The sequence below is a fragment of the Nocardioides sp. LHD-245 genome (assembly GCF_030929495.1).
In the GTDB taxonomy this organism is placed as follows: Bacteria; Actinomycetota; Actinomycetes; order Propionibacteriales; family Nocardioidaceae; genus Nocardioides.
The window spans coordinates 133,155-151,786 of the sequence record NZ_JAVFWN010000004.1; the positions used below are offsets into that span (position 1 = coordinate 133,155).

Consider the following 18,632-nt stretch of genomic DNA (forward strand, 5'->3'; position numbering starts at 1 on the left):
TCGCCGGTCGACCGGCGATTCCTGCACCTGGCGGGCGTTGCAACGCCGGACAAGCGACAGAAGTGCCGGACAAGTGCGCCGCCCGAGCTGCGGAGCGCGCGCCGTTCGTCAGCCCGCGGCGGAGAACCGCGGCTTCGCCGGCTCGGCCGCGGCGGCCGCATCGGCGCCCCGCAGCCGTACGGCGAGCAGGGCCGCCTGGGTGCGGTGCTGGAGGCCCAGCCGGGAGAGCAGGCCGGTGACGTGGTTCTTGACGGTCTTCTCGGCGAGGTAGAGCTTCTCGGCGATCTGCCGGTTGGTCATCCCCTCGGCGATGAGGAAGAAGATCTTGCGCTGCTGGGGGGTGAGCTCGCAGATGACGTCGAGCGACTTGCGCTGCATCTCCATCTGCTCGACGACGCGGTTCGCGACCGCGGGATCGATGAGGGAGTGGCCGCCGGCGACGAGCTTGATGCCGTTGAGGAGCGAGTTGCCCTCGATCTTCTTGAGGACGTAGCCGGACGCGCCCGCGAGGATGGCCGCGGAGATCGCGTCCGGGTTGTCGTAGGTCGTCAGGATCAGCGCCTTGATGTCGGGGTCGACCGAGCGCATCTCGCGGCAGATGTCGAGGCCGGTGCCGTCGGCCAGGTTCGCGTCGAGGACGGCGATGTCGGGGCGCAGCTGGAGGATCTCGCGCAGTGCCACGGTCGCGCTGCCGGACTGCCCGACCAGCTCGAGCTCGGGGTCGGTCGCGAGCAGGCTCGCCACGCCCCGGCGGACCACCTCGTGGTCGTCGACGATGTAGACGCGGATCGGATTCTCGGCTGGCACGTGAGCGATTCTCCCGCGCCACGCCGTCGACGGCGACCCTTGGAGCAAGGTCGAGCCGGTGGATCCGTGGTAGTGGTCACGAAGGACTAGCCCGCCGTGGCTGATCGAACCGTGCCGGTCGAGGACCTCGCGCGAGCGGTCGGCGCGAGGGGGTCAGCGTGCGCGCAGGTCCGCGAGCGCCGCGGCGACGTCCCGCTCGCCGCGCCGCAGCGCGGCGAGCAGCGCGACGATGTCCTGGGTCGTGAGCCGCCCGTCGTCGCTCGGCGGCCCGAGGCGCTCGGCTGCCTCGGCAGCGGTGATCCGGGTTCCGATCTCGAGGCGGTACGACGTCTCGGCGAGCTCGAACGCGATGTCGCCGACCACCGCGGTGAAGTGCTCGTCGGCCACCGGGTCGTGGACCAGGAGGTGCTCGCCGGGCTCCAGGCCGCGGTCGAGGCCGAGGTCGGTGTGGCTCACTCCGAGCGAGCGGCTGCGGCGGGTGAAGGGGCTCAGCGCCACCACGATCTGCTGCACCGCGACTCCCCGGCTCCGTGAGCACCCGGTGTGCCCTGACGCCGGTACAACGGCGCGGGTGGGCACCGTGTTATGGCACCGAAGGTCCTCTCGTCGATAGTTCTTTGTGACCACCGTGGCTGATCCGGAAGGGTGGCCACCGGTATGAGATCGCGCTAGGTTGGGTAGCGACGCAACAGACATCCGTGGCCAAGCCCACCGCCACACCGCTCTCGATCCTCGGGAGTAACCATGTCCATCGCATCGATCCCCACCATCCCCCACCGTTCCACCGGCTCGTCCATCAACCGGGTGAGCTCCGCCGAGCGGAAGACCCGGACAGCAGAGCTCCTGGCCAGGGCGCGGGAGTGTCCACCAGGGGAGCGCCACGACCTGCTCGACGAGGTCATCGTGCTCAACATCCCGGTGGCCCGCACCCTCGCCGCGCGCTACCGCAACCGCGGGCAGTCCGCCGACGAGCTCGAGCAGGTCGCCTGTCTCGCGCTGACCCGCGCGGTGCAGTCCTTCGACCCGGAGCGCGGCGACGACCTGCTGGTCTTCGCGGTCCCGAGCATCCTCGGCGAGCTCAAGCGGCACTTCCGCTCGGCCGCCTGGGCGGTTCGCCCACCACGACGGATCCAGGAGATCCGGCCGCGGGTGGTCGCCGCCGAGGAGGAGCTGGCCCAGCGGCTCGGCCGTCCGCCGACGCCGGCGGAGCTGGCCGACGAGCTCGACTGTCCGCCGGCCGAGGTCGAGGAGGCACTGGCCTGCGGCGACCTCGCGCACGCGGCCTCGCTCGACGAGCCCGTGGCCGCGACCGGGAGCCCGCTGGGCGAGCTGTTGCCCACGCTCGAAGCCGGCTACGAGCAGAGCGAGGCCGTCGCCCTGCTCGGCCCGGCCTGCCGCCGGCTCAAGCCGCGCGACCGCCGCATCCTGCGGATGCGGTTCTACGAGCAGCGCACGCAGCAGGAGATCGCCGACGAGCTCGGCGTGACCCAGGTGCAGGTCTCGCGGCTGCTCCAGCGCATCTTCACCGACCTGCGGCGCGCCGTCGGCGGGGGAGGCCCGGGAGGCCGGCCCCGCGCCGCCTGAGGGCCGCAGCGACGACGGCGGTCCGCCGATATCGGTCCCTCGATACGCTCAGGGACAGCGTCGGCGGACCGCTGTCGCCGGGTCGTCGCCCGGTCAGGGCCGGAACAGCACCTTGACCATGCCGTCCTTCTTGTCCCGGAAGTCGAGGTACGCCGCCGGGGCGTCCTCCAGCGGGAGGTGGTGGGTCGCGAACGTCTCCACACCGAGGTGGTCGGCCGGCTCCAGCAGGAGCGCGAGGATGTCGTCGCTCCAGTGCCGCACGTTGGCCCGGCCCATCCGCAGCTGGACCTGCTTGTCGAACATCTCCATCAGCGGCATCGGCTCCATCGGACCGCCGTAGACACCGACGACCGACACCGTGCCGCCGCGGCGGACGACGTCGATCGCGAGATGCAGCGCGGCCAGCCGGTCGACCCCGGCGCTGCGCATCGGCGGCCCGGCGCCGCTGTCCGGCAGCATCGCGACCAGCGCCGTCGACTCGGCGGCGGGCGAGCCGTGGGCCTCCATGCCGACGGCGTCGATCACCGCATCGACGCCCCGACCGCGGGTGACCTCGAGGACGGCCCTCACGGTCTCGGCGTCGCTGCCGGTGACGAGCGTCTCGGCGCCGTACGCCGAGACCCGCTGCAGCCGATGGACGACCGGATCCACGACGAGGACCCGGATCCCGCGCCGGAGGGCGATCCGCGCGCACATGTCCCCGATCGCGCCGGCGCCGAGCACCAGCAGGCTGTCGTCGGGGCCGACGCCGGCGTACTCCACGGCCTGCCAGGCCGTCGGCAGGACGTCGGACAGGAAGACGAAGCGGTCGTCGGGCGGCCCATCGGGCACCTTGATCGGCAGGTTGTCGGCGAACGGCACCCGGAGGTACTCCGCCTGCGCGCCGGGGATCTGTCCGTACAGGCTGCTGGAGCCGAACACACTCGCGCCGGTGCCCTGCTCCAGGTTCTGGGTGGTCTCGCACTGGCTCTGCAGGCCCCGGACGCACATCCAGCACCGACCGCAGCTGACGTTGAACGGCACCACGACGCGGTCGCCCACTCGCAGTGACCCGACTCCGGCACCCACCTCCTCCACGACCCCGATCGGCTCGTGGCCGACCACGTCGCCGGCCTCCATGAACGGCGCCAGCGGATCGTAGAGGTGGAGGTCGGAACCGCACAGACCGCTCGACGTCACCCGCACCACGACGTCGTCCGGCTGCTCGATCCGCGGGTCGGGGACGTCCTCGACGCTCATCCGGCCCCTGCCCTGCCAGGTCACCGCTCTCACGGCTTCGTCTTCCGCCGTCGGTCGCGATGGCTGTCGTCGCACCACGGCATCCGATCGGACCGGCCGCACCGGCACACCGCCACCACGGCGCGCTCGACGCGGGCGGTGCTCCCGTCGACGCCGACGACCTCGTCGGCGCCCCGGACCAGGAGCGGTCCGCCCGGGCAGTCGGTGACCACGACCCGTCGCTCGCTCATGACGGCCTCACCCCGCCGCCCGTGCGTCGCGCCGGCCGTGCCAGCCGTCGAGCAGCACCTCGCCGGCGAGTCCGTCGACGGCGAGGCAGGCGGTGGCGCCGAGCACGACGTCGGGCGCCAGGTCCGGCTCGTCCTCGACCAGGGCGGCGCAGATGCCCCGGATGGCGAGCTGCTCGTGGACCGCGTCGGCCTCCACGTGCTCGTCGTAGTAGTCCTGGACCGCCTCGGGCAGGTCGAGCCGACGCGCCCCGCGCAGGATCCGCTCGCAGGGCAGCGAGCTGGTCGCCTCGAACGCGGCGAGGTGCCCCATCGCGGCGCCGCGCAGGCGCCGGTTGAGGGCGAACAGCGACATCAGGTTGACCGAGGCGAGCGTGGCTCCCGTGGCCCGCTCGACGTACGGCGCCAGGTCGGTCGGCAGGTCGAGCGAGGCCAGGGCGCGGGCGAAGAGCGCCTGGTGCAGGCGGTCGGGGCGCCCGCCGCCGTACTCGTCGTACTGCAGCTCGGCGAGGGCCACCTTCGCGGCGCCGCCGATCCGGGGCAGCACGAACGACTGCGGGTCCGACTCGCGCAGGTGGTAGACGGCGCGCTCGGCCAGGTAGGCGCGGAACTCCTCGCGGGTGGCGCGCCGGTGCAGGAACTGCGCGACCTCGGAGGGGCCCGAGCGCGCGGTCATCCGGACCAGCGCGGCGGTGACCTGCGCGGCCGGGGTGTCACCGAGATCGGCGAGCGCCGGCGCGTCCTGCGACGCCTCGCCGACCAGGCGGCGTACCGCGTGCTCGAAGGTGCGCTCCAGGGCGGCGCGACTCACCATCAGCAGCGGGTCCCACTCGGCGCCGGGGTCCTCGACGTCCTCGAAGCCGCGGTAGTGGAGCTCGTAGAGGATCCACAGCGCGAGCTGGAAGTCGCGGTCGGTCAGCGGGTAGGTGACGTCGCCCATCGCCCGCGGCTCGGGCACGGCGTGGGGGCCGGCGGGGCGGGCGCGCAGGGTCTCCACCACGCCTTCGCTCAGCGGTCCACAGGGGGCAGGCAGTCTCATCCGGTCCTCGTCCCTATAGTTCTCGTCGCAGACGGTCCGATCACCCCGCGGCGACCTCCTCTCGGGTGGTTGCGGGGTACCCGCGCCGACTGCCTCCATACAGCAGCACCGACGCGCACGAGGAGACGAGATGGGTGGAGACGTTCCGGGGGGCGAGGTCCTCCCGCTGCCGCCGCTGGACCCCGACGGCCCCCGTCAGACCGGGCGATTCGTCTTCCACGTCGCGGACGAGCGCTGGGAGTGGGACGACGACGTCTTCGCGATCCACGGCTACCGGCCGGGCGAGGTGGAGCCGACCACCGAGCTGGTGATGCGGCACAAGCACCAGCAGGACCGTGCGCTCGTCGAGCAGACCCTGGAGGAGGCGGTCGCCGACGGTGCGCCGTTCAACGTCTATTACCGGATCCTGGTCGGCGTCGAGGTCCGCAACGTCGTGCTGTGTGGTGAGGGCCAGTACGACGACGGCCGCACCAGCGGCAAGGTCGACCGCCTCGTCGGCTACTACCTCGACCTGACCCCCGAGCTCGACGCGGAGACCGCCGCCGCCGCCGATGCCGCGGTCGCCGCGTCGGCCGCGTCCCGGGACACGATCGAGCAGGCCAAGGGCATCTTGATGCTGGGCTACGGTCTCGACGCCGATGCCGCCTTCGCGATGCTCAAGTGGTGGTCGCGCAACCGCAACGTGAAGGTGCGGGAGGTCGCCGAGCGCCTGATCCAGGTGGCTCGGGAGGGGCATGTCAGCCACCCGGGGCTGCGCCGTTTGCTGGACGCACTACTCGACGACCTCACCGCCAGCCGGACGGCCCGCGAGGACCGCTCCGGCTGAGCCGTGGGAGAGCACGGACGCTCCCTGGTGTACCCGACTCGGCGCGGTGCACTCGGGGTAACGCCCGGGACATGACCGACGACGTAGCCTTCCCCGCCCAGCAGCAGACGCCTCCGGGCCTCACCGCGCAGATGCGACCCGAGCCCGACCACGGCGAGCAGTCGTACGTCGGCCACGGCCGTCTCGAGGGACAGATCGCCCTGATCACCGGCGGCGACTCCGGCATCGGCCGGGCCGTCGCCATCGCCTACGCCCGCGAGGGCGCCGACATCGCCTTCACCCACCTCCCCGAGGAGCAGCCGGACGCCGACGCCACCGCGGCCCTGGTCGCCGATGCCGGCCGCCGCGTGCTGGCGCTGCCCCTGGACCTGCGCACCAGCGACGCGTGCGACGAGGCGGTCCGGCGCACCGCCGACGAGCTCGGGGGCCTCGACGTCCTGGTCAACAACGCGGGCTACCAGATGGCGCGCGACCACGCCGTCGACGACCTCAGCGACGACCGGATCGACCGCACCTTCAAGACCAACCTCTACGCGCTGATGTGGCTGGTGCGGTCGGCCGCGCCGCATCTGCGCCGGAGGCCCGGCTGCATCGTGAACAACAGCTCCATCCAGGCGTTCGAGCCGTCCGAGACGCTCCTCGACTACGCCGCGACCAAGGCGGCGATCAACAACCTCACCGTCAACCTCGCCGCCTCGCTCGGCGGCGACGGCATCCGCGTCAACGCCGTCGCTCCGGGCCCCATCTGGACCCCGCTGCAACCGGCCACCCAGGAGCCCGAGAAGGTCGAGCGCTTCGGCGTCGACACCCCGCTCGGGCGGGCCGGGCAGCCGGCCGAGGTCGCTCCGGCGTTCGTGTTCCTGGCCTCCCCGGGCGACGCGTCGTACGTGTCCGGCACGGTGCTCGGCGTGACCGGCGGCAAGCCCGTGTTCTGAGCCCGTCACCGGGTACCGCCGCGGCATGGACACCATCCCCGATCCCGAACGCCCCGTGGAGCCTGACGAACCGGTGGTCCCGGACGACCCCGACGTGCCGACCGACCCGGAGGCTCCGCTCGACGAGCCCGTGGTCGAGGTCGACCCCGACCAGGACTACCCGCACGTGGCGGACCTGGAGGAGGAGCGGGCGTGAGCACCGCGCACCCCGTCGCGGGACGGCCGGGTCCCACCCGCCCGCCTCAGCAGATCACCCGCAACCTGAGCGAGCTGCTCCAGGAGCTGCGGGTCATGCAGACCGGGGTGCAGATCCTCACCGGCTTCCTGCTCACCGTGCCGTTCACCGAGCGGTTCACCGAGCTCACCGAGACCCAGCAGCGGATCTACCTCGGCATCCTCGTCGGGGCCGTGCTCACCACGCTCGTGATCGTGGCGCCGGTCTGCTACCACCGGGTGCTGTTCCGGCAGGGGCGGCGGGACTGGATCGTCGCGGCCGCGCACCGGTGCGCGCTCGCCGGCCTGGTCGGCCTGGCCGCCGTCTCCACGGCGGTGGTGCTGCTGGTGTTCGACATCGTCCTCGGACCGTCCGCGGCCCTGATCGCCGCGGCGGCGGTTGCGCTCGCCTTCACCCTGATGTGGGCGGCGGTTCCCTGGCGGGGCCGCGAGCGGTGAAGCGCTCGCAGCGACCGACCGTCGTCGCGGTCCTCCTCGTCCTCCCGCTCGTCCTTCCGCTCGTCCTCCTGGGCGGGTGCGGTGTGGTCGCCCGGCCCGATGCCGCCGCCTGGGACGACCGGGCCGCCCAGGCGCTGACCGACGCGGGCAGCCAGGTGGCCACGGTCCGCCTCGCGCTCGCGTCGGCGGGGGAGGGGCGCACCTGGTCGTCGTACACGACCGTGCTGGTGGTCCAGGCCGAGGAGGCCGCCGGCCGGGCGGAGGAGGACCTCGCCCGGGTGCAGGTGCCCGCGGCGCGCGCCGACACGGCCGCCGCCGTGCTCGACCTGCTGGACCGCGCGGTCGACCTCGTCGCCGAGGCCCGGGCCCGTGCGGTGGCCGGTCGGTACGACGACGCCGGGCTGCTCGACGACCTCGACCGCCTCGAGGGCGACCTGCGGCAGGCCGCCCCGTGAAGCGCTACTTCGCCGTCCTGCTCGGCATCCTGACCGCCATCGGCGGCTTCGTCGACATCGGCGACCTGGTCACGAACGCCCAGGTCGGCGCCCGGCTGGGCACCTCCCTCGTGTGGGTGGTGGTCGTCGGCGTCGTCGGCATCTGCGTGTTCGCCGAGATGTCGGGCCGGATCGCCGCGGTCAGCCACCGCGCGACCTTCGACCTCGTGCGGGAGCGCCTCGGCCCGCGGATGGGCTTTCTCAACCTGGTCGGCTCGATGCTGGTCACCCTGCTGACCTTCATCGCCGAGATCGGCGGCGTCGCGCTCGCCCTGCAGTTGGTGAGCTCGGTGCACCACCTGCTGATCGTCCCGTTCGTGGCGGTCGCCGTGTGGATCGTGCTGTGGCGGGCGAGGTTCTCCTCGATCGAGAACGTGCTCGGCCTGATGGGGCTGGCGTTGATCGCCTTCGCCGTCGCGCTGTGGCAGCTCGGACCGGACTGGGGCGAGCTCGCCACCGGCCTGTCGCCCGCGGAGAAGCCGGATGCGGAGAGCTGGGCGACGTACGCCTTCTTCGGCGTCGCCCTGTTCGGCGCGGCGATGACGCCGTACGAGGTGTTCTTCTTCTCGAGTGGCGGCGTGGAGGAGCGCTGGACGGAGAAGGACATCGGGGTGATGCGGGCCAACGTCTTCATCGGCTTCCCCCTCGGCGGGATCCTCTCGGTGGCCATCGCGGCGTGCGCCGCCACCGTCTTCCTGCCCGCCGGCGTCACGGTCGAGACGCTGGGCCAGGTCGGCCTGCCCGTGGCGATCGGCCTCGGGAAGATCGGACTGGCGGTCGTCGTGCTCGGTTTCTTCGCGGCGACCTTCGGCGCCGCCTGCGAGACGGGCCTGTCGACCGGCTACAGCCTCGCGCAGTACTTCGGGTTCCCGTGGGGCAAGTACGTGCGCCCGCGCGAGGCCGCGGGCTTCCACATCATCCTGCTGGTCGTGACCGTGACCGCGGCCGGCGTGCTGCTCACCGGCGTCGACCCGATCATGGTCACCGAGATCTCGGTGGTGTTCTCCGCGATCGCGCTGCCGTTGACGTACTTCCCGATCCTCGTCGTCGCCAACGACCCCGACTACCTCGGCGAGCACGTCAACGGGCGGGTCGCCAACACACTCGGCGTCGTCTATCTCGTGGTCATCGCGGTCGCCGCCCTCGCGGCGATCCCGCTCATGATCGTCACGTCGATGGGGCAGGGCTGAGAGGAGAGGACTGATGGTCTCACTGGCCGACCGCGACGGGTACGACGTCGGGCTGCATCTGCTCGACCGGCAGATCATCGGCGCCGACGACCGCCTGGTGGGCAAGGTCGACGACGTCGAGCTCGTCCTCGACGACGACGGCGCCCTCGTGCCGACGGCGCTGCTGGTCGGCCTGCCCGCCCTCCTGCCGCGCTTCGGCCGGAGGCTGGGTGGGGGCCTTGCCCGCGCGCACCGCCTGGTCCGTGAGGCCGCGGCCGACCAGGAGCTGCCGCTGGTCGTCGACTTCGACCTCGTCGAGGACGTCTCGAGCGAGGTCCGGCTCTCCGAGCCGGCCCCGGGTCTGCTGCACCGGATGGCCCACGAGCGCGCGGCGGACCCGCGCCGGTGCCGGGTCGGCGACCTGCTCGGGCTCCCGGTCCGCTGCGCCGCGCTGCCCCGGCGATCGAAGGTCCTCGACCTGCGGATGACCGGCGCACCCGGCAGGCCCGGTGAGCACCGGGTCGTCGCCCTCCTCGTCGGACCCGGCCGCCCGGGCGCGCTGTTCGGCTACGACCGCAGCAGCGAGCCCGGCCCCGCCGTCGTCGCCGCCCTCATCGGCTGGCTGCACCGTCACGCCCGCGTCGTCGACCTCGGTCCCGCCGTCGACATCGACACCGACGCCGGCGTGGTCCGGATCGGAGCCGAGGCGTCTCTCGCGCCCCTGCGCGGGTAACGCCGGTACGAACACACCTACACCCCACCTGCCGGAGGAGGAGACATGCCTGGCAAGAAGCACGGACCCGGCATCAAGAACCCGGACGCCTACGAGGAGATCCGCAAGGACGGCGCCAGCAAGGAGAAGGCCGCCCGGATCTCCAACGCGATGGCCACCGAGGGCGCCAGCACCGTCGCCCGTCGCGGTGGCAAGGCCGGCGACTACGAGGACTGGACCGTCGACCAGCTGCGCAAGCGCGCCGGCGAGCTCGACATCGAGGGCCGGTCGTCGATGAGGAAGGACGAGCTGATCGACGCTCTGCGCCACCACTGAGTGGGATGGCGCGAGCGCGTCGCTCGTGCCTCGCGCCGCGCTGCCGCGCGCGGTCGGCCTGGGTGGGTGGTCGGGTTGGGATGGCGGCACGACGGCCGGCTCGCGGAAAGGGTCCGCCTTCTCCGCTCCGGTCGCTCGTGCCTCGCTCCCTGCGCGGCGTCGGCGTCGCTTCCCGCGATGACCGGCCACCGCTGAGTGGGATGGCGCGAGCGCGGTCGGCCTGGGTGGGTGGTCGGGTTGGGATGGCGGCACGACGGCCGGCTCGCGGAAAGGGTCCGCCTTCCCGCTCCGGTCGCTCGTGCCTCGTGCCACAGATCCCGACATGGCGACGTCCCCGCGACCGTCGGGTCGCGGGGTGTGGGGCGGGGTGGCTACTCGTCGGGCGGGTGGGTGGTCCGGATGGGGTGGGTGCCGCGGTGGTCGACCCGGAACCGGTGGCCGTTCGGGCTGGTCCACACATAGGTCCCCGGCATCACGATGTCGTAGCGCCAGGTGGAGTGGGTCTTCGCACGATGATGCCGCCTACACAACGCGACCTCGTTGCACGGACACGTCGGCCCGCCCTCGCCGTAAGGGCGGGCATGGTCGACATCGCAACGCTGCGCGGGGCGAGAGCAGTGTGGGAACCGACAGGTGTGGTCCCGCAGGATCACCCGGGTGCGGTGCCGGTCAGGGATCTCGTACGACCCGACCGGGACATGCTCGGCCAGATCGATCACCGGCCGCACGATCACGGTCGTGCCCTTGGTCCGCAGCCACTCACGGATCTGCGCCGAGGAGACCGGGCAGCGGCCCTCCTCCCACCGGCCGACGGGGTTCCCGAACGGGTTGTCCCCGGTGGCCGTGGTGCCGGTGATAGTGGTGTCGGTGATGTGCACGTTCAGCACGACCTTGCGGCCCGGGACGGTCGCGACCGCCTCTCCGGTGTCGGGGTCGGGGATCAGCAGGTCCAGGGCGAGGTCCTGGCGGGCCAGTTCGGCTGCGGCCTTCGAGCGCCGCACATCGAGCGAGGAGTCGTCACCGAGCCGGCCCAGAACCTCAGCTCGGCGGGCGACCGCGAGGTCGAGGTCGTGTCCGTCGGCGGCATCCAGGAGCCCGTCGAGGTGGACCAGCCCGTGCTCGTCGACCTCCCCGACGTCGAAGCGCCGACCATCCGCAGCCTTCTGCCGCTCGACCTCGGCCTGCTCGGGGTCGAACCGCAGCACCGCCTCGGCCACGAGTCGTTCGAGTTGGGCCCACCCGACCCCGGAGGCGTCCCAGAGCTGCCGGTCCACGAACCCCGCCGCCTCCGCATTGAGAGCGTGGGTGAGGTCGGCGATCCGCTCGGCCCGCCACGGCGCCAACCGACCCGCGGTGACGGCGGCGTAGACGTGGGGGAGCCGCCATGCGCACTCGATGACCCGCCCGACATACCCCTTCCCACCATCCGGAGACCGGCCCAGCACCGCGACCAGCTCCATCAACCCGAACTCCGACACCAGTGGAGCGCCGTCGCCGGCGATCGGGACCCCGGTGTCGAGGTAGCCCTCGGTGATCGTCGCCGCACCCTCAGGACCGGCGATCACATGGTCGCTGGCCCAGGTCGCGATGTCCTCCCACTCCTCGACGATCAACGTCTCGCGGGACCGGATCCGCTCACCGACACGCGACAGCAACACTGCTGTCGAACGGGCGTCGGTGGCGAGATCCATGACTGGATTCTCCCACCCGCCCACGACACTTCAACGTGTCGCAAACCCGCCTGTGGACTAGCGAAACCCGATCACCGGGGTGTGAACAGGCAATGGCTCCGACCAGGACGGACGGGGAGGGCGGGCACCCGAAGGTCGCCCGGACAGACGGGTGGCGCCACCAGGCGGGCGGCGACGGGGAGGAACCTGCTTCTCAGCCGGTCGCCACGATCAGCGCCAAGGACTGCGCCGCATGCGCCGCATGCGCCGCCGCGATGCCGGCTTCAGCAACAAGGAGATCCTGCGCAAGCTCAAGCGCGCCATCGCCCGCGAGGTCTTCGACTCCTCACCACACCTTCGGTGCCTGCCCGACCACCCTCAGCCCCGACCACCCTCAGCGAGCTCGAACACGGGATCCGACGCAACGACGCCTTCGCCCAGAACGATCGCGGTTGGTCGCTCACCGCATGACACGTGGCAGTGGACCGGCAGACTGAGTTGCGTGAGTGACGTTTTCAGCGAGAAGCTCGCGGCTTGGCGTGACTACACCCGGACCCCTTGGGCACGGATCCGCTACGGAGTCGTCGGCGACGTGCTCCGGCGCCAGACCGAGCAGCTCGGTGAGCAGATCCGAATCCTCGACGTCGGGGGTGGCGACGGCATGGACGCTTTGCCGCTCGCACTGGCGGGTCACGACGTCACCGTCGTCGATCCCTCCGAAGCTTGGCTGGGCGAGGCCCAGCGGCGTGCAGCCGCGGCGGGAGCAACGATCGCCACCGTTCGTGCGGGGCTCGATGACCTGCCACCGGGCGAGTGGGACCTCGTCATGTGCCACTTCGTGCTTCGCTACCGCGACGGCGCCGCCGACGACATCGGCGCACTCGCACGCCGTGTTCGCCCCGGCGGCCGACTTTCGCTCATGGACGTCAACCCCGATGGTCGAGTCCTACGTGAACTGCTGAACGGTGGCCCCGCCGCGGCGCTCGAGGAACTCAAGGCCGACCGCGCGAAGGTCGAGACCTTCCGAACAAGCGCCCGGAAGGTCAGCGTCGAGACCACGATGTCGGAAGCAACAGCAGCGGGACTCACACCCATCGGCATCTTCGGCAACCGGATCGCCAACGATCTCCTCGTCGACAACACCTCCAAGCACGACCCCGCCTTCTTCGAACAGCTCCTGGCACTCGAACTTGAATTGTGCGACCGAGAGCCGTTCAACCGAGTCGGCTTCGCCTGGCAGCTGGTTCTCGAACACCGAGCAACACCGCGGCCCGGTGGCGCGCCCTAGACCCAGCGGGAGAACCAGACCCGGTCCAGCCACTCGCTGTGCGTCAGCATCTGGTTGGTCCAGATCGGCCAGAACCACGCGAAGTTCACCAGGGTCAGTACGACGAAGGCCCCGCTGACGATGACGCCCGCGGTACGCCGGGCCGACGGCGCGCGCGAGGGCCCGATCAGCGCCCCGATCGCGAGGGTGAGCGCCAGGACCGTGAACGGCAGGATCGCGATCGCATAGAAGAGGAAGATCGGCCGGTCGTCGTACATCATCCACGGCAGCCATGCGGACAGTGCGCCCACGACGGCCAGCCCGTAGCGCCAGTCGCGGGCGCCGATCCACATCACCACGGCGAACATGAGCGCCAGCACGCCGCCCCACCACAGTACGGGCGTCGGGAGGAGCAGCACCTGCTTGATGCAGTCGCTGTCGGCAGGGGCGTCGCAACCGGGGGTGTCCGGCGAGATGTCGTTGGTGACCGCGACGCCGACCGGCCGGTTGATGAGCAGCCAGCCCGACGGCTTGGACTCGTAGAAGTGCGTGGAGCAGTTCAGGAAGTGGGTGTGGAAGGTGTAGACGTCTTGGTGGTAGTACCAGAGCGAGCGCAGCGACTGCCACGCCTCACCGAGCCCGCTCGCGTCCTTCTCGGTCGCGGTCGGCCACTTCTTGGTCTTGTCGAGGTCGGTCGCGACGTACGAGTCGTCGTCCTTCGCACAATGGCCCTGCCCGGTGTACTGCCGGTACTGGGTCGCGCTCAGGCTCTCCTCGTACTTGTCGGCGTGCGCCAGCCAGCCGCCCCACGTGGCGATGTAGACGAGCAGCGCCACCACGACCAGGGACAGGAACGCCGGGATGCCGTCGGCGATCGCGCCCTTCACCAGCGCCCACCGGATGCCGAGTGAGCGCCGCGCGCCCGCGCTCCAGATCCAGCACAGGACCCCGAGCGCGGCGAGCGGGTAGAGCGCCGTCCACTTGGTGCCGACCGCCAGGCCGAAGCACACCCCGGCCGCCAGGAGCCAGGGGCGGAACAGGATCCGCGGACCCCAGCCGCTCAGCGTGACACCGTCACCGGACGTGTCGACCCTTCGGCGCGCTCGTCTAGCCAGCCATGCCCGGTGCCAGTCGCGGTCGGCCACCAGGCAGGACACCCCGCACAGCAGGAAGAGCGCCAGGAAGATGTCGAGCAGCGCGAGCCGGGAAAGGACGAAGTGCAGCCCGTCGAGCATGAGCAGGGTGCCGGCGATGCAGCCGAGCATCGTGGAGCCCGTCATCCGTCGCGCCAGCCGGCACATGACGAGCACCATCAGCGCGCCCGCGACCGCTGATGCGATCCGCCAGCCGAACGGGTCCATCCCGAAGGCCTTCTCGCCGAGCGCGATCAGCCACTTGCCGACGTCGGGATGCACGGCCAGCGACGGGTCGCCGGTCCACAGCCCCTGGGTGTGCCCGGCGAGGACGTCGGCATTGATGTCGGTCTTGGTGTTGCCGTCGGCGTCGGTGAGATAGGTCTGGACGTAGCCGTTGTTGAGCAGCGACCAGGCGTCCTTGGCGTAGTACGTCTCGTCGAACGCGAAGCGGTGCGGGTTGCCGAGCCCGACCACGCGCAGTCCGAACGCGAGCAGGGTCAGCCCGAGCGGCGCGAGCCAGCCGAGCAGCCGATCGCGGCCCGAGAGCCGCCGGATCGGGCCGATCGCCCGCTCCACCGCCAGCGGCACCCGCCGGCCGAGCGCGGTGCGGGAGAGGCCGACGACGGTCACGAGGGAACCCTACGCAGCCGTGGGTGGAGGAAGCTGAGGCGCCTTCCCTGCCATGTATTTCCCCCTTCTCTGCGAGGAATTGCATGGTAAGTTGAAGCTGTGGTCGAGAGGAAGCACGACGGAGCCGGTCTTCGGGACGCCTTGCGTCGCTCGCCGGTGGTCCTGCTGCTCGGCGCTCGCCAGGTCGGGAAGACGACCCTGGCGCGCACGATCGTGGCGCCGGACTCGCCGAACTACTTCGATCTGGAGGACCCGGTCGATCTCGCCCGTCTGGAGGAGCCGATGCTCGCGCTGGCCGACCTCCGAGGGGTGGTCGTGATCGATGAGGTCCAGCGGCGCCCTGATCTCTTCCCGACGCTGCGGGTGCTCGCGGACCGGGCGGATCGACCGGCGACGTTCCTGGTACTGGGGAGCGCCTCACCGCACGCCCTGCGTCAGTCCTCGGAGTCGCTGGCCGGCCGGGTCGAGGTGATCGACCTGCCGGGCATCGATCCCGCCGACCTCGATGGCGACCTGGCGACCGTCTGGTTGCGCGGGGGCTTCCCCCGCTCGCTGCTGGCCGACACGGAGGAGGACTCGTTGCGCTGGCGCGGTGCGTACGTGCGCACGCTCGCCAATCGCGATCTGGCGGACTTCGGGATGTCGCTGTCGGCGGCCACGATCGAGCGGTTCCTCGGTCTGGTCGCGCATCAGCACGGCAATCTCTGGAACGCCGCCGCCGTGGCCCGGGCGCTCGACATCGGTGAGACCACCGCCCGTCGCTATGTCGAGGCGTTGGCCGATGCCCTCCTCGTGCGGATTCTCCCGCCCTGGCACGCGAACCTGGGCAAGCGCCTGGTCCGCTCGCCCAAGGTCTTCTACCGTGACTCCGGCCTGCTCCACGCCCTGTGGGGAGTCGGCACCCACGATCAGCTGCTCCGCCATCCAGGGATCGGCGCGTCCTGGGAGGGGTTCGCGATGGAGGAGGTGCTGCGCCGGTCGGATCAGGCGCGCGCCTACCACTGGCGCACGAGCAACGGTGCCGAGGTCGATCTCCTGGTCGAGGTGGCCGGACATCGCCTCGGCTTCGAGATGAAGCGCGCCGACGCGCCCCGCCTCACCTCCTCGATGAGGTCGGCCCTGGCCGACCTCGACCTCGACCACCTGTGGGTCCTGTATCCCGGTCACCGCCGCTACCGACTCTCCCCGGACGCGACCGTGCTCGGGCTCGACGATCTGCTGGCCGTCGACAGCCTCGGCGACCTACGGCCCTGAGCGTGGATCCGGGCCCGCCTGCAATGATCGGTCCCGTGCGTGGAGTCCTGGTGCTGGCGGGTACGCCGATCGGCCAGGTCGGCGACGCGCCGCCCCGGCTGGCGGCCGAGCTGGCCGCGGCCGACGTCGTCGCCGCCGAGGACACCCGCCGTCTGCGCCGCCTCGTGACCGAGCTCGGCATCGAGCTGAGCGGGCGGGTGGTGTCCTACTTCGAGGGCAACGAGGCCGCGCGCACCCCGTCGCTGGTCGAGGCGCTCGTCGCCGGCGAGCGGGTGGTGCTGGTGACCGACGCGGGGATGCCGAGTGTGTCCGACCCGGGCTACCGGCTGGTCGCCGCCGCGGTCGAGGCCGACGTCCGGGTCACCGCCGTCCCCGGTCCGTCCGCGGTGCTGACCGCGCTCGCCGTGTCCGGACTGCCGGTCGACCGGTTCTGCTTCGAGGGCTTCCTGCCGCGCAAGGCGGGGGAGCGCTCGCGCCGGCTCGCCGACCTGGCCGGCGAGCAGCGCACGATGGTCTTCTTCGAGGCGCCGCACCGCACCGAGGCCGCGCTCGCGGCGATGCGTGACGCGTTCGGCGCCGAGCGCGCCGCCGTGGTGTGCCGCGAGCTGACCAAGACCCACGAGGAGGTACGACGAGACGCGCTCGCCGCCCTCGTCGACTGGGCCGCCGAGGGGGTCCGCGGCGAGGTGACGATCGTCGTCGCGGGTGCCGTCCCCGGGGCGGCGGTGGCGACCGATCCCGACAGCCTGCGGGCCGCGGTCGCGGAGCTCGAGGAGTCCGGCATGCGTCGCAAGGAGGCGATCGCGGTGGTGGCCGGGCAGGCTGGACTCCCCAAACGCGACGTCTACCAGGTGGTGCACATCGATGGCTGAACAGACGGCACGGATCACGTCGGTCGAGCGGGAGGGACTGGTCTTCGACGTCCTCGACGCGGGTCCGCTCGACGGCGAGCCGATCCTGCTCCTGCACGGGTTCCCCGAGCGGGCGACGTCCTGGCGCCTGGTGGCTCCGCAGCTGCATGCGGCGGGCTATCGGACCATCGCGATGGACCAGCGCGGCTACGCGCCGCGGGCCCGGCCGTCCCGGCGTCGCGACTACCGCGTCTCCCTGCTCGCGCAGGACGCGGTCGCCGTCATCGACGCCGTCGCCGGCCCGAGCGGTGCCGTCCACGTCGTCGGCCACGACTGGGGCGCGATCGTCGCCTGGGCCCTCGCCCAGCACCACGCCGACCGGGTCCGCACCCTCACCGCCGTCTCGGTGCCCCACCCGGGGGCGTTCCTGTCCTCGCTCGTGCGCTCCGGCCAGCTGCTGAAGTCCTGGTACATGCTGGCCTTCCAGCTCCCGATCCTGCCCGAGACGCTGCTCGGGCGGGTCCGCGCCGCGTCCGACCGCCAGCTCAGGCACGCCGGCATGACGCGAGCCGACGTGGAGCGTGTGCGCACCGAGATCATCGACGCCGGGGCACTGACGCACGCGCTGGGGTGGTACCGCGCCCTGCCGTTCAACGACCCCCGCGACATGCGCACCCGGGTCGGCGTGCCGACGACCCTGGTCTGGAGCGACGAGGACGTCGCGTTGGCCCGTTGGGGCGCCGAGCACACGGTCCGCTGGGTCGACGCGCCCTACCGATTCGTCGAGCTCAACGGCGTCTCCCACTGGATCCCGACCCAGGCCCCGGACGCGCTGGTCGAGGCGATCCTCGACCGCGTCCGCACGGCGTCGTGAGCCCGGTGTCGTGAGCACCGACGAGCGACCGCCCGTCCCGGAGCCGCTTCCGCACCCGGTCGTCGACAACCATTGTCACCTCGACATCGGCCGGGGCGGCGAGGCCTGGGACGCCCGGGAGGCGATCGACGCGGCGGCCGCGGTCGGCGTACCCCGGATCGTGCAGATCGGCTGCGACCTGCCCGGTGCCCGGTGGGCGGTCGCCGCCGCCGCGGAGCATCCGGAGCTGGTCGCCGGCGTCGCCCTGCACCCCAACGAGGCGCCGCGGATCCTCGAGCGCGACGGTCGCGCCGCGCTCGAGGCGGCGTGGGACGAGATCGAGCGGCTGGCCGGCTCCCACGCCGACGTGCGCGCGGTGGGGGAGACCGGTCTCGACGCCTTCCGCACGGGCGCCGAGGGCCGGGCGGTGCAGGTCGAGTCCTTCCGGCGTCACATCGACATCGCGAAGCGGCTCGACAAGACCCTCGTCATCCACGACCGGGAGACCCATGACGGGGTCCTCGAGGTGCTGGACGGCGAGGGCGCGCCCGACCGGTGGGTGATGCACTGCTTCTCCGGCGACGCCGCCTTCGCCCGCGCCTGTCTCGACCGTGGGGCGTATCTCTCGTTCGCCGGGACCGTCACCTTCAAGAACGCCGACCCGCTGCGCGAGGCGCTGCGGATCGCGCCCCGCGACCGGGTGCTCGTCGAGACGGACGCGCCGTACCTCACGCCGGCGCCCTTCCGCGGCCGCACCAATGCGTCGTACCTCGTCCCGCTCACCGTGCGGGCCATGGCGGCCGAGCGCGGCGACGACCTCGGCGAGCTGTGCGCCGCGATCGACGCCACCACGGAGGCCGCCTTCGGCGGTCCCTGGGGCGTGTGACCGGTGTGACGGATGGGGCGAGATTGCGTGAAACAGGTCACGCGA

Annotated in this window: 21 protein-coding genes; 14 read left to right on the forward strand and 7 right to left on the reverse strand. The window is 72.0% G+C overall.

The genetic code is table 11. The annotated features are described in order from the left end of the window. Positions 1-108: 108 nt before the first annotated feature. Positions 109-807: a response regulator transcription factor gene (locus tag RB608_RS07960; RefSeq protein ID WP_308087271.1), complete on the reverse strand. Its 699-nt coding sequence runs from the start codon at positions 805-807 to the stop codon at positions 109-111. A gap of 153 nt (positions 808-960) precedes the next feature. Beyond that, positions 961-1,320, reverse strand: coding sequence for a hypothetical protein (locus RB608_RS07965; RefSeq protein WP_308087272.1), 360 nt, complete (start codon positions 1,318-1,320; stop codon positions 961-963). A gap of 231 nt (positions 1,321-1,551) precedes the next feature. On the opposite strand from RB608_RS07965, the gene RB608_RS07970 reads away from it, so the two are divergent. Beyond that, positions 1,552-2,391, forward strand: a complete 840-nt coding sequence (locus RB608_RS07970) for a sigma-70 family RNA polymerase sigma factor (protein WP_308087273.1) — start codon at positions 1,552-1,554, stop codon at positions 2,389-2,391. Between the two features lie 93 nt (positions 2,392-2,484). Here the strand turns inward: RB608_RS07970 and RB608_RS07975 are convergent, their stop codons facing one another. The 3 genes from RB608_RS07975 to RB608_RS07985 are packed head-to-tail and all read right to left on the reverse strand — an operon-like array spanning position 2,485 to position 4,896. Beyond that, entirely contained in the window at positions 2,485-3,663 is a 1,179-nt protein-coding gene (locus tag RB608_RS07975) for an alcohol dehydrogenase catalytic domain-containing protein (protein ID WP_308087274.1), read from the reverse strand. Beyond that, entirely contained in the window at positions 3,660-3,860 is a 201-nt protein-coding gene (locus RB608_RS07980) for a CDGSH iron-sulfur domain-containing protein (RefSeq protein ID WP_308087275.1), read from the reverse strand. The genes RB608_RS07975 and RB608_RS07980 overlap by 4 nt, the downstream gene beginning before the upstream one ends. 7 nt (positions 3,861-3,867) lie before the next feature. Beyond that, on the reverse strand, positions 3,868-4,896 hold the full coding sequence (locus RB608_RS07985; protein ID WP_308087276.1) for an iron-containing redox enzyme family protein: 1,029 nt from the start codon (positions 4,894-4,896) through the stop codon (positions 3,868-3,870). A 130-nt stretch (positions 4,897-5,026) separates the two neighbouring features. Between RB608_RS07985 and RB608_RS07990 the strand changes: the two genes are divergently transcribed. The 8 genes from RB608_RS07990 (at position 5,027) to RB608_RS08025 (ending at position 10,040) form a co-directional block, all read left to right on the forward strand. Beyond that, a complete protein-coding gene (locus RB608_RS07990) occupies positions 5,027-5,722 on the forward strand; it encodes a PAS and ANTAR domain-containing protein (protein ID WP_308087277.1) in 696 nt (231 codons plus the stop codon). Positions 5,723-5,793: 71 nt separating this feature from the next. Beyond that, entirely contained in the window at positions 5,794-6,657 is an 864-nt protein-coding gene (locus RB608_RS07995) for an SDR family oxidoreductase (RefSeq protein ID WP_308087278.1), read from the forward strand. A 25-nt stretch (positions 6,658-6,682) separates the two neighbouring features. After that, positions 6,683-6,853, forward strand: coding sequence for a hypothetical protein (locus RB608_RS08000; protein WP_308087279.1), 171 nt, complete (start codon positions 6,683-6,685; stop codon positions 6,851-6,853). Next, complete coding sequence (locus RB608_RS08005) at positions 6,850-7,329, forward strand: DUF6328 family protein (protein WP_308087280.1); 480 nt, start codon at positions 6,850-6,852, stop codon at positions 7,327-7,329. The genes RB608_RS08000 and RB608_RS08005 overlap by 4 nt, the downstream gene beginning before the upstream one ends. Continuing rightward, positions 7,326-7,784 carry a hypothetical protein gene (locus RB608_RS08010; protein WP_308087281.1) on the forward strand — a complete coding sequence of 153 codons (459 nt, stop codon included), beginning with the start codon at positions 7,326-7,328 and terminating at the stop codon, positions 7,782-7,784. Before RB608_RS08005 ends, RB608_RS08010 begins: the two co-directional genes overlap by 4 nt. Then, positions 7,781-9,013, forward strand: a complete 1,233-nt coding sequence (locus RB608_RS08015; RefSeq protein WP_308087282.1) for a divalent metal cation transporter — start codon at positions 7,781-7,783, stop codon at positions 9,011-9,013. The genes RB608_RS08010 and RB608_RS08015 overlap by 4 nt, the downstream gene beginning before the upstream one ends. Before the next feature lie 13 nt (positions 9,014-9,026). Continuing rightward, the gene (locus tag RB608_RS08020; RefSeq protein WP_308087283.1) at positions 9,027-9,725 is read left to right on the forward strand and encodes a hypothetical protein; all 699 of its coding nucleotides are present in this window, start codon (positions 9,027-9,029) and stop codon (positions 9,723-9,725) included. 45 nt (positions 9,726-9,770) lie between these two features. After that, positions 9,771-10,040 carry a Rho termination factor N-terminal domain-containing protein gene (locus RB608_RS08025; RefSeq protein WP_308087284.1) on the forward strand — a complete coding sequence of 90 codons (270 nt, stop codon included), beginning with the start codon at positions 9,771-9,773 and terminating at the stop codon, positions 10,038-10,040. Positions 10,041-10,411: 371 nt separating this feature from the next. On the opposite strand, the gene RB608_RS08030 is transcribed toward RB608_RS08025, so the two are convergent. Next, entirely contained in the window at positions 10,412-11,731 is a 1,320-nt protein-coding gene (locus RB608_RS08030; protein ID WP_308087285.1) for a DUF222 domain-containing protein, read from the reverse strand. Positions 11,732-11,963: 232 nt separating this feature from the next. On the opposite strand from RB608_RS08030, the gene RB608_RS08035 reads away from it, so the two are divergent. Next, on the forward strand, positions 11,964-12,998 hold the full coding sequence (locus tag RB608_RS08035) for a methyltransferase domain-containing protein (RefSeq protein ID WP_308087286.1): 1,035 nt from the start codon (positions 11,964-11,966) through the stop codon (positions 12,996-12,998). Here the strand turns inward: RB608_RS08035 and RB608_RS08040 are convergent. Then, positions 12,995-14,743 carry a phospholipid carrier-dependent glycosyltransferase gene (locus tag RB608_RS08040; protein ID WP_308087287.1) on the reverse strand — a complete coding sequence of 583 codons (1,749 nt, stop codon included), beginning with the start codon at positions 14,741-14,743 and terminating at the stop codon, positions 12,995-12,997. The genes RB608_RS08035 and RB608_RS08040 overlap by 4 nt on opposite strands. 99 nt (positions 14,744-14,842) lie before the next feature. Here RB608_RS08040 and RB608_RS08045 point away from each other — a divergent pair, with 99 nt between their 5' ends. From RB608_RS08045 to RB608_RS08060, 4 genes are read left to right on the forward strand one after another with little or no spacing between them, the layout of a single operon-like run. Continuing rightward, a complete protein-coding gene (locus RB608_RS08045; RefSeq protein ID WP_308087288.1) occupies positions 14,843-15,997 on the forward strand; it encodes an ATP-binding protein in 1,155 nt (384 codons plus the stop codon). A 23-nt stretch (positions 15,998-16,020) separates the two neighbouring features. Continuing rightward, on the forward strand, positions 16,021-16,869 hold the full coding sequence (rsmI, locus tag RB608_RS08050) for a 16S rRNA (cytidine(1402)-2'-O)-methyltransferase (RefSeq protein ID WP_308087289.1): 849 nt from the start codon (positions 16,021-16,023) through the stop codon (positions 16,867-16,869). Further along, positions 16,862-17,722 carry an alpha/beta fold hydrolase gene (locus tag RB608_RS08055; RefSeq protein WP_308087290.1) on the forward strand — a complete coding sequence of 287 codons (861 nt, stop codon included), beginning with the start codon at positions 16,862-16,864 and terminating at the stop codon, positions 17,720-17,722. Before rsmI ends, RB608_RS08055 begins: the two co-directional genes overlap by 8 nt. Before the next feature lie 10 nt (positions 17,723-17,732). After that, positions 17,733-18,587 carry a TatD family hydrolase gene (locus RB608_RS08060; protein WP_308087291.1) on the forward strand — a complete coding sequence of 285 codons (855 nt, stop codon included), beginning with the start codon at positions 17,733-17,735 and terminating at the stop codon, positions 18,585-18,587. The last annotated feature ends 45 nt before the right edge of the window (positions 18,588-18,632 follow it).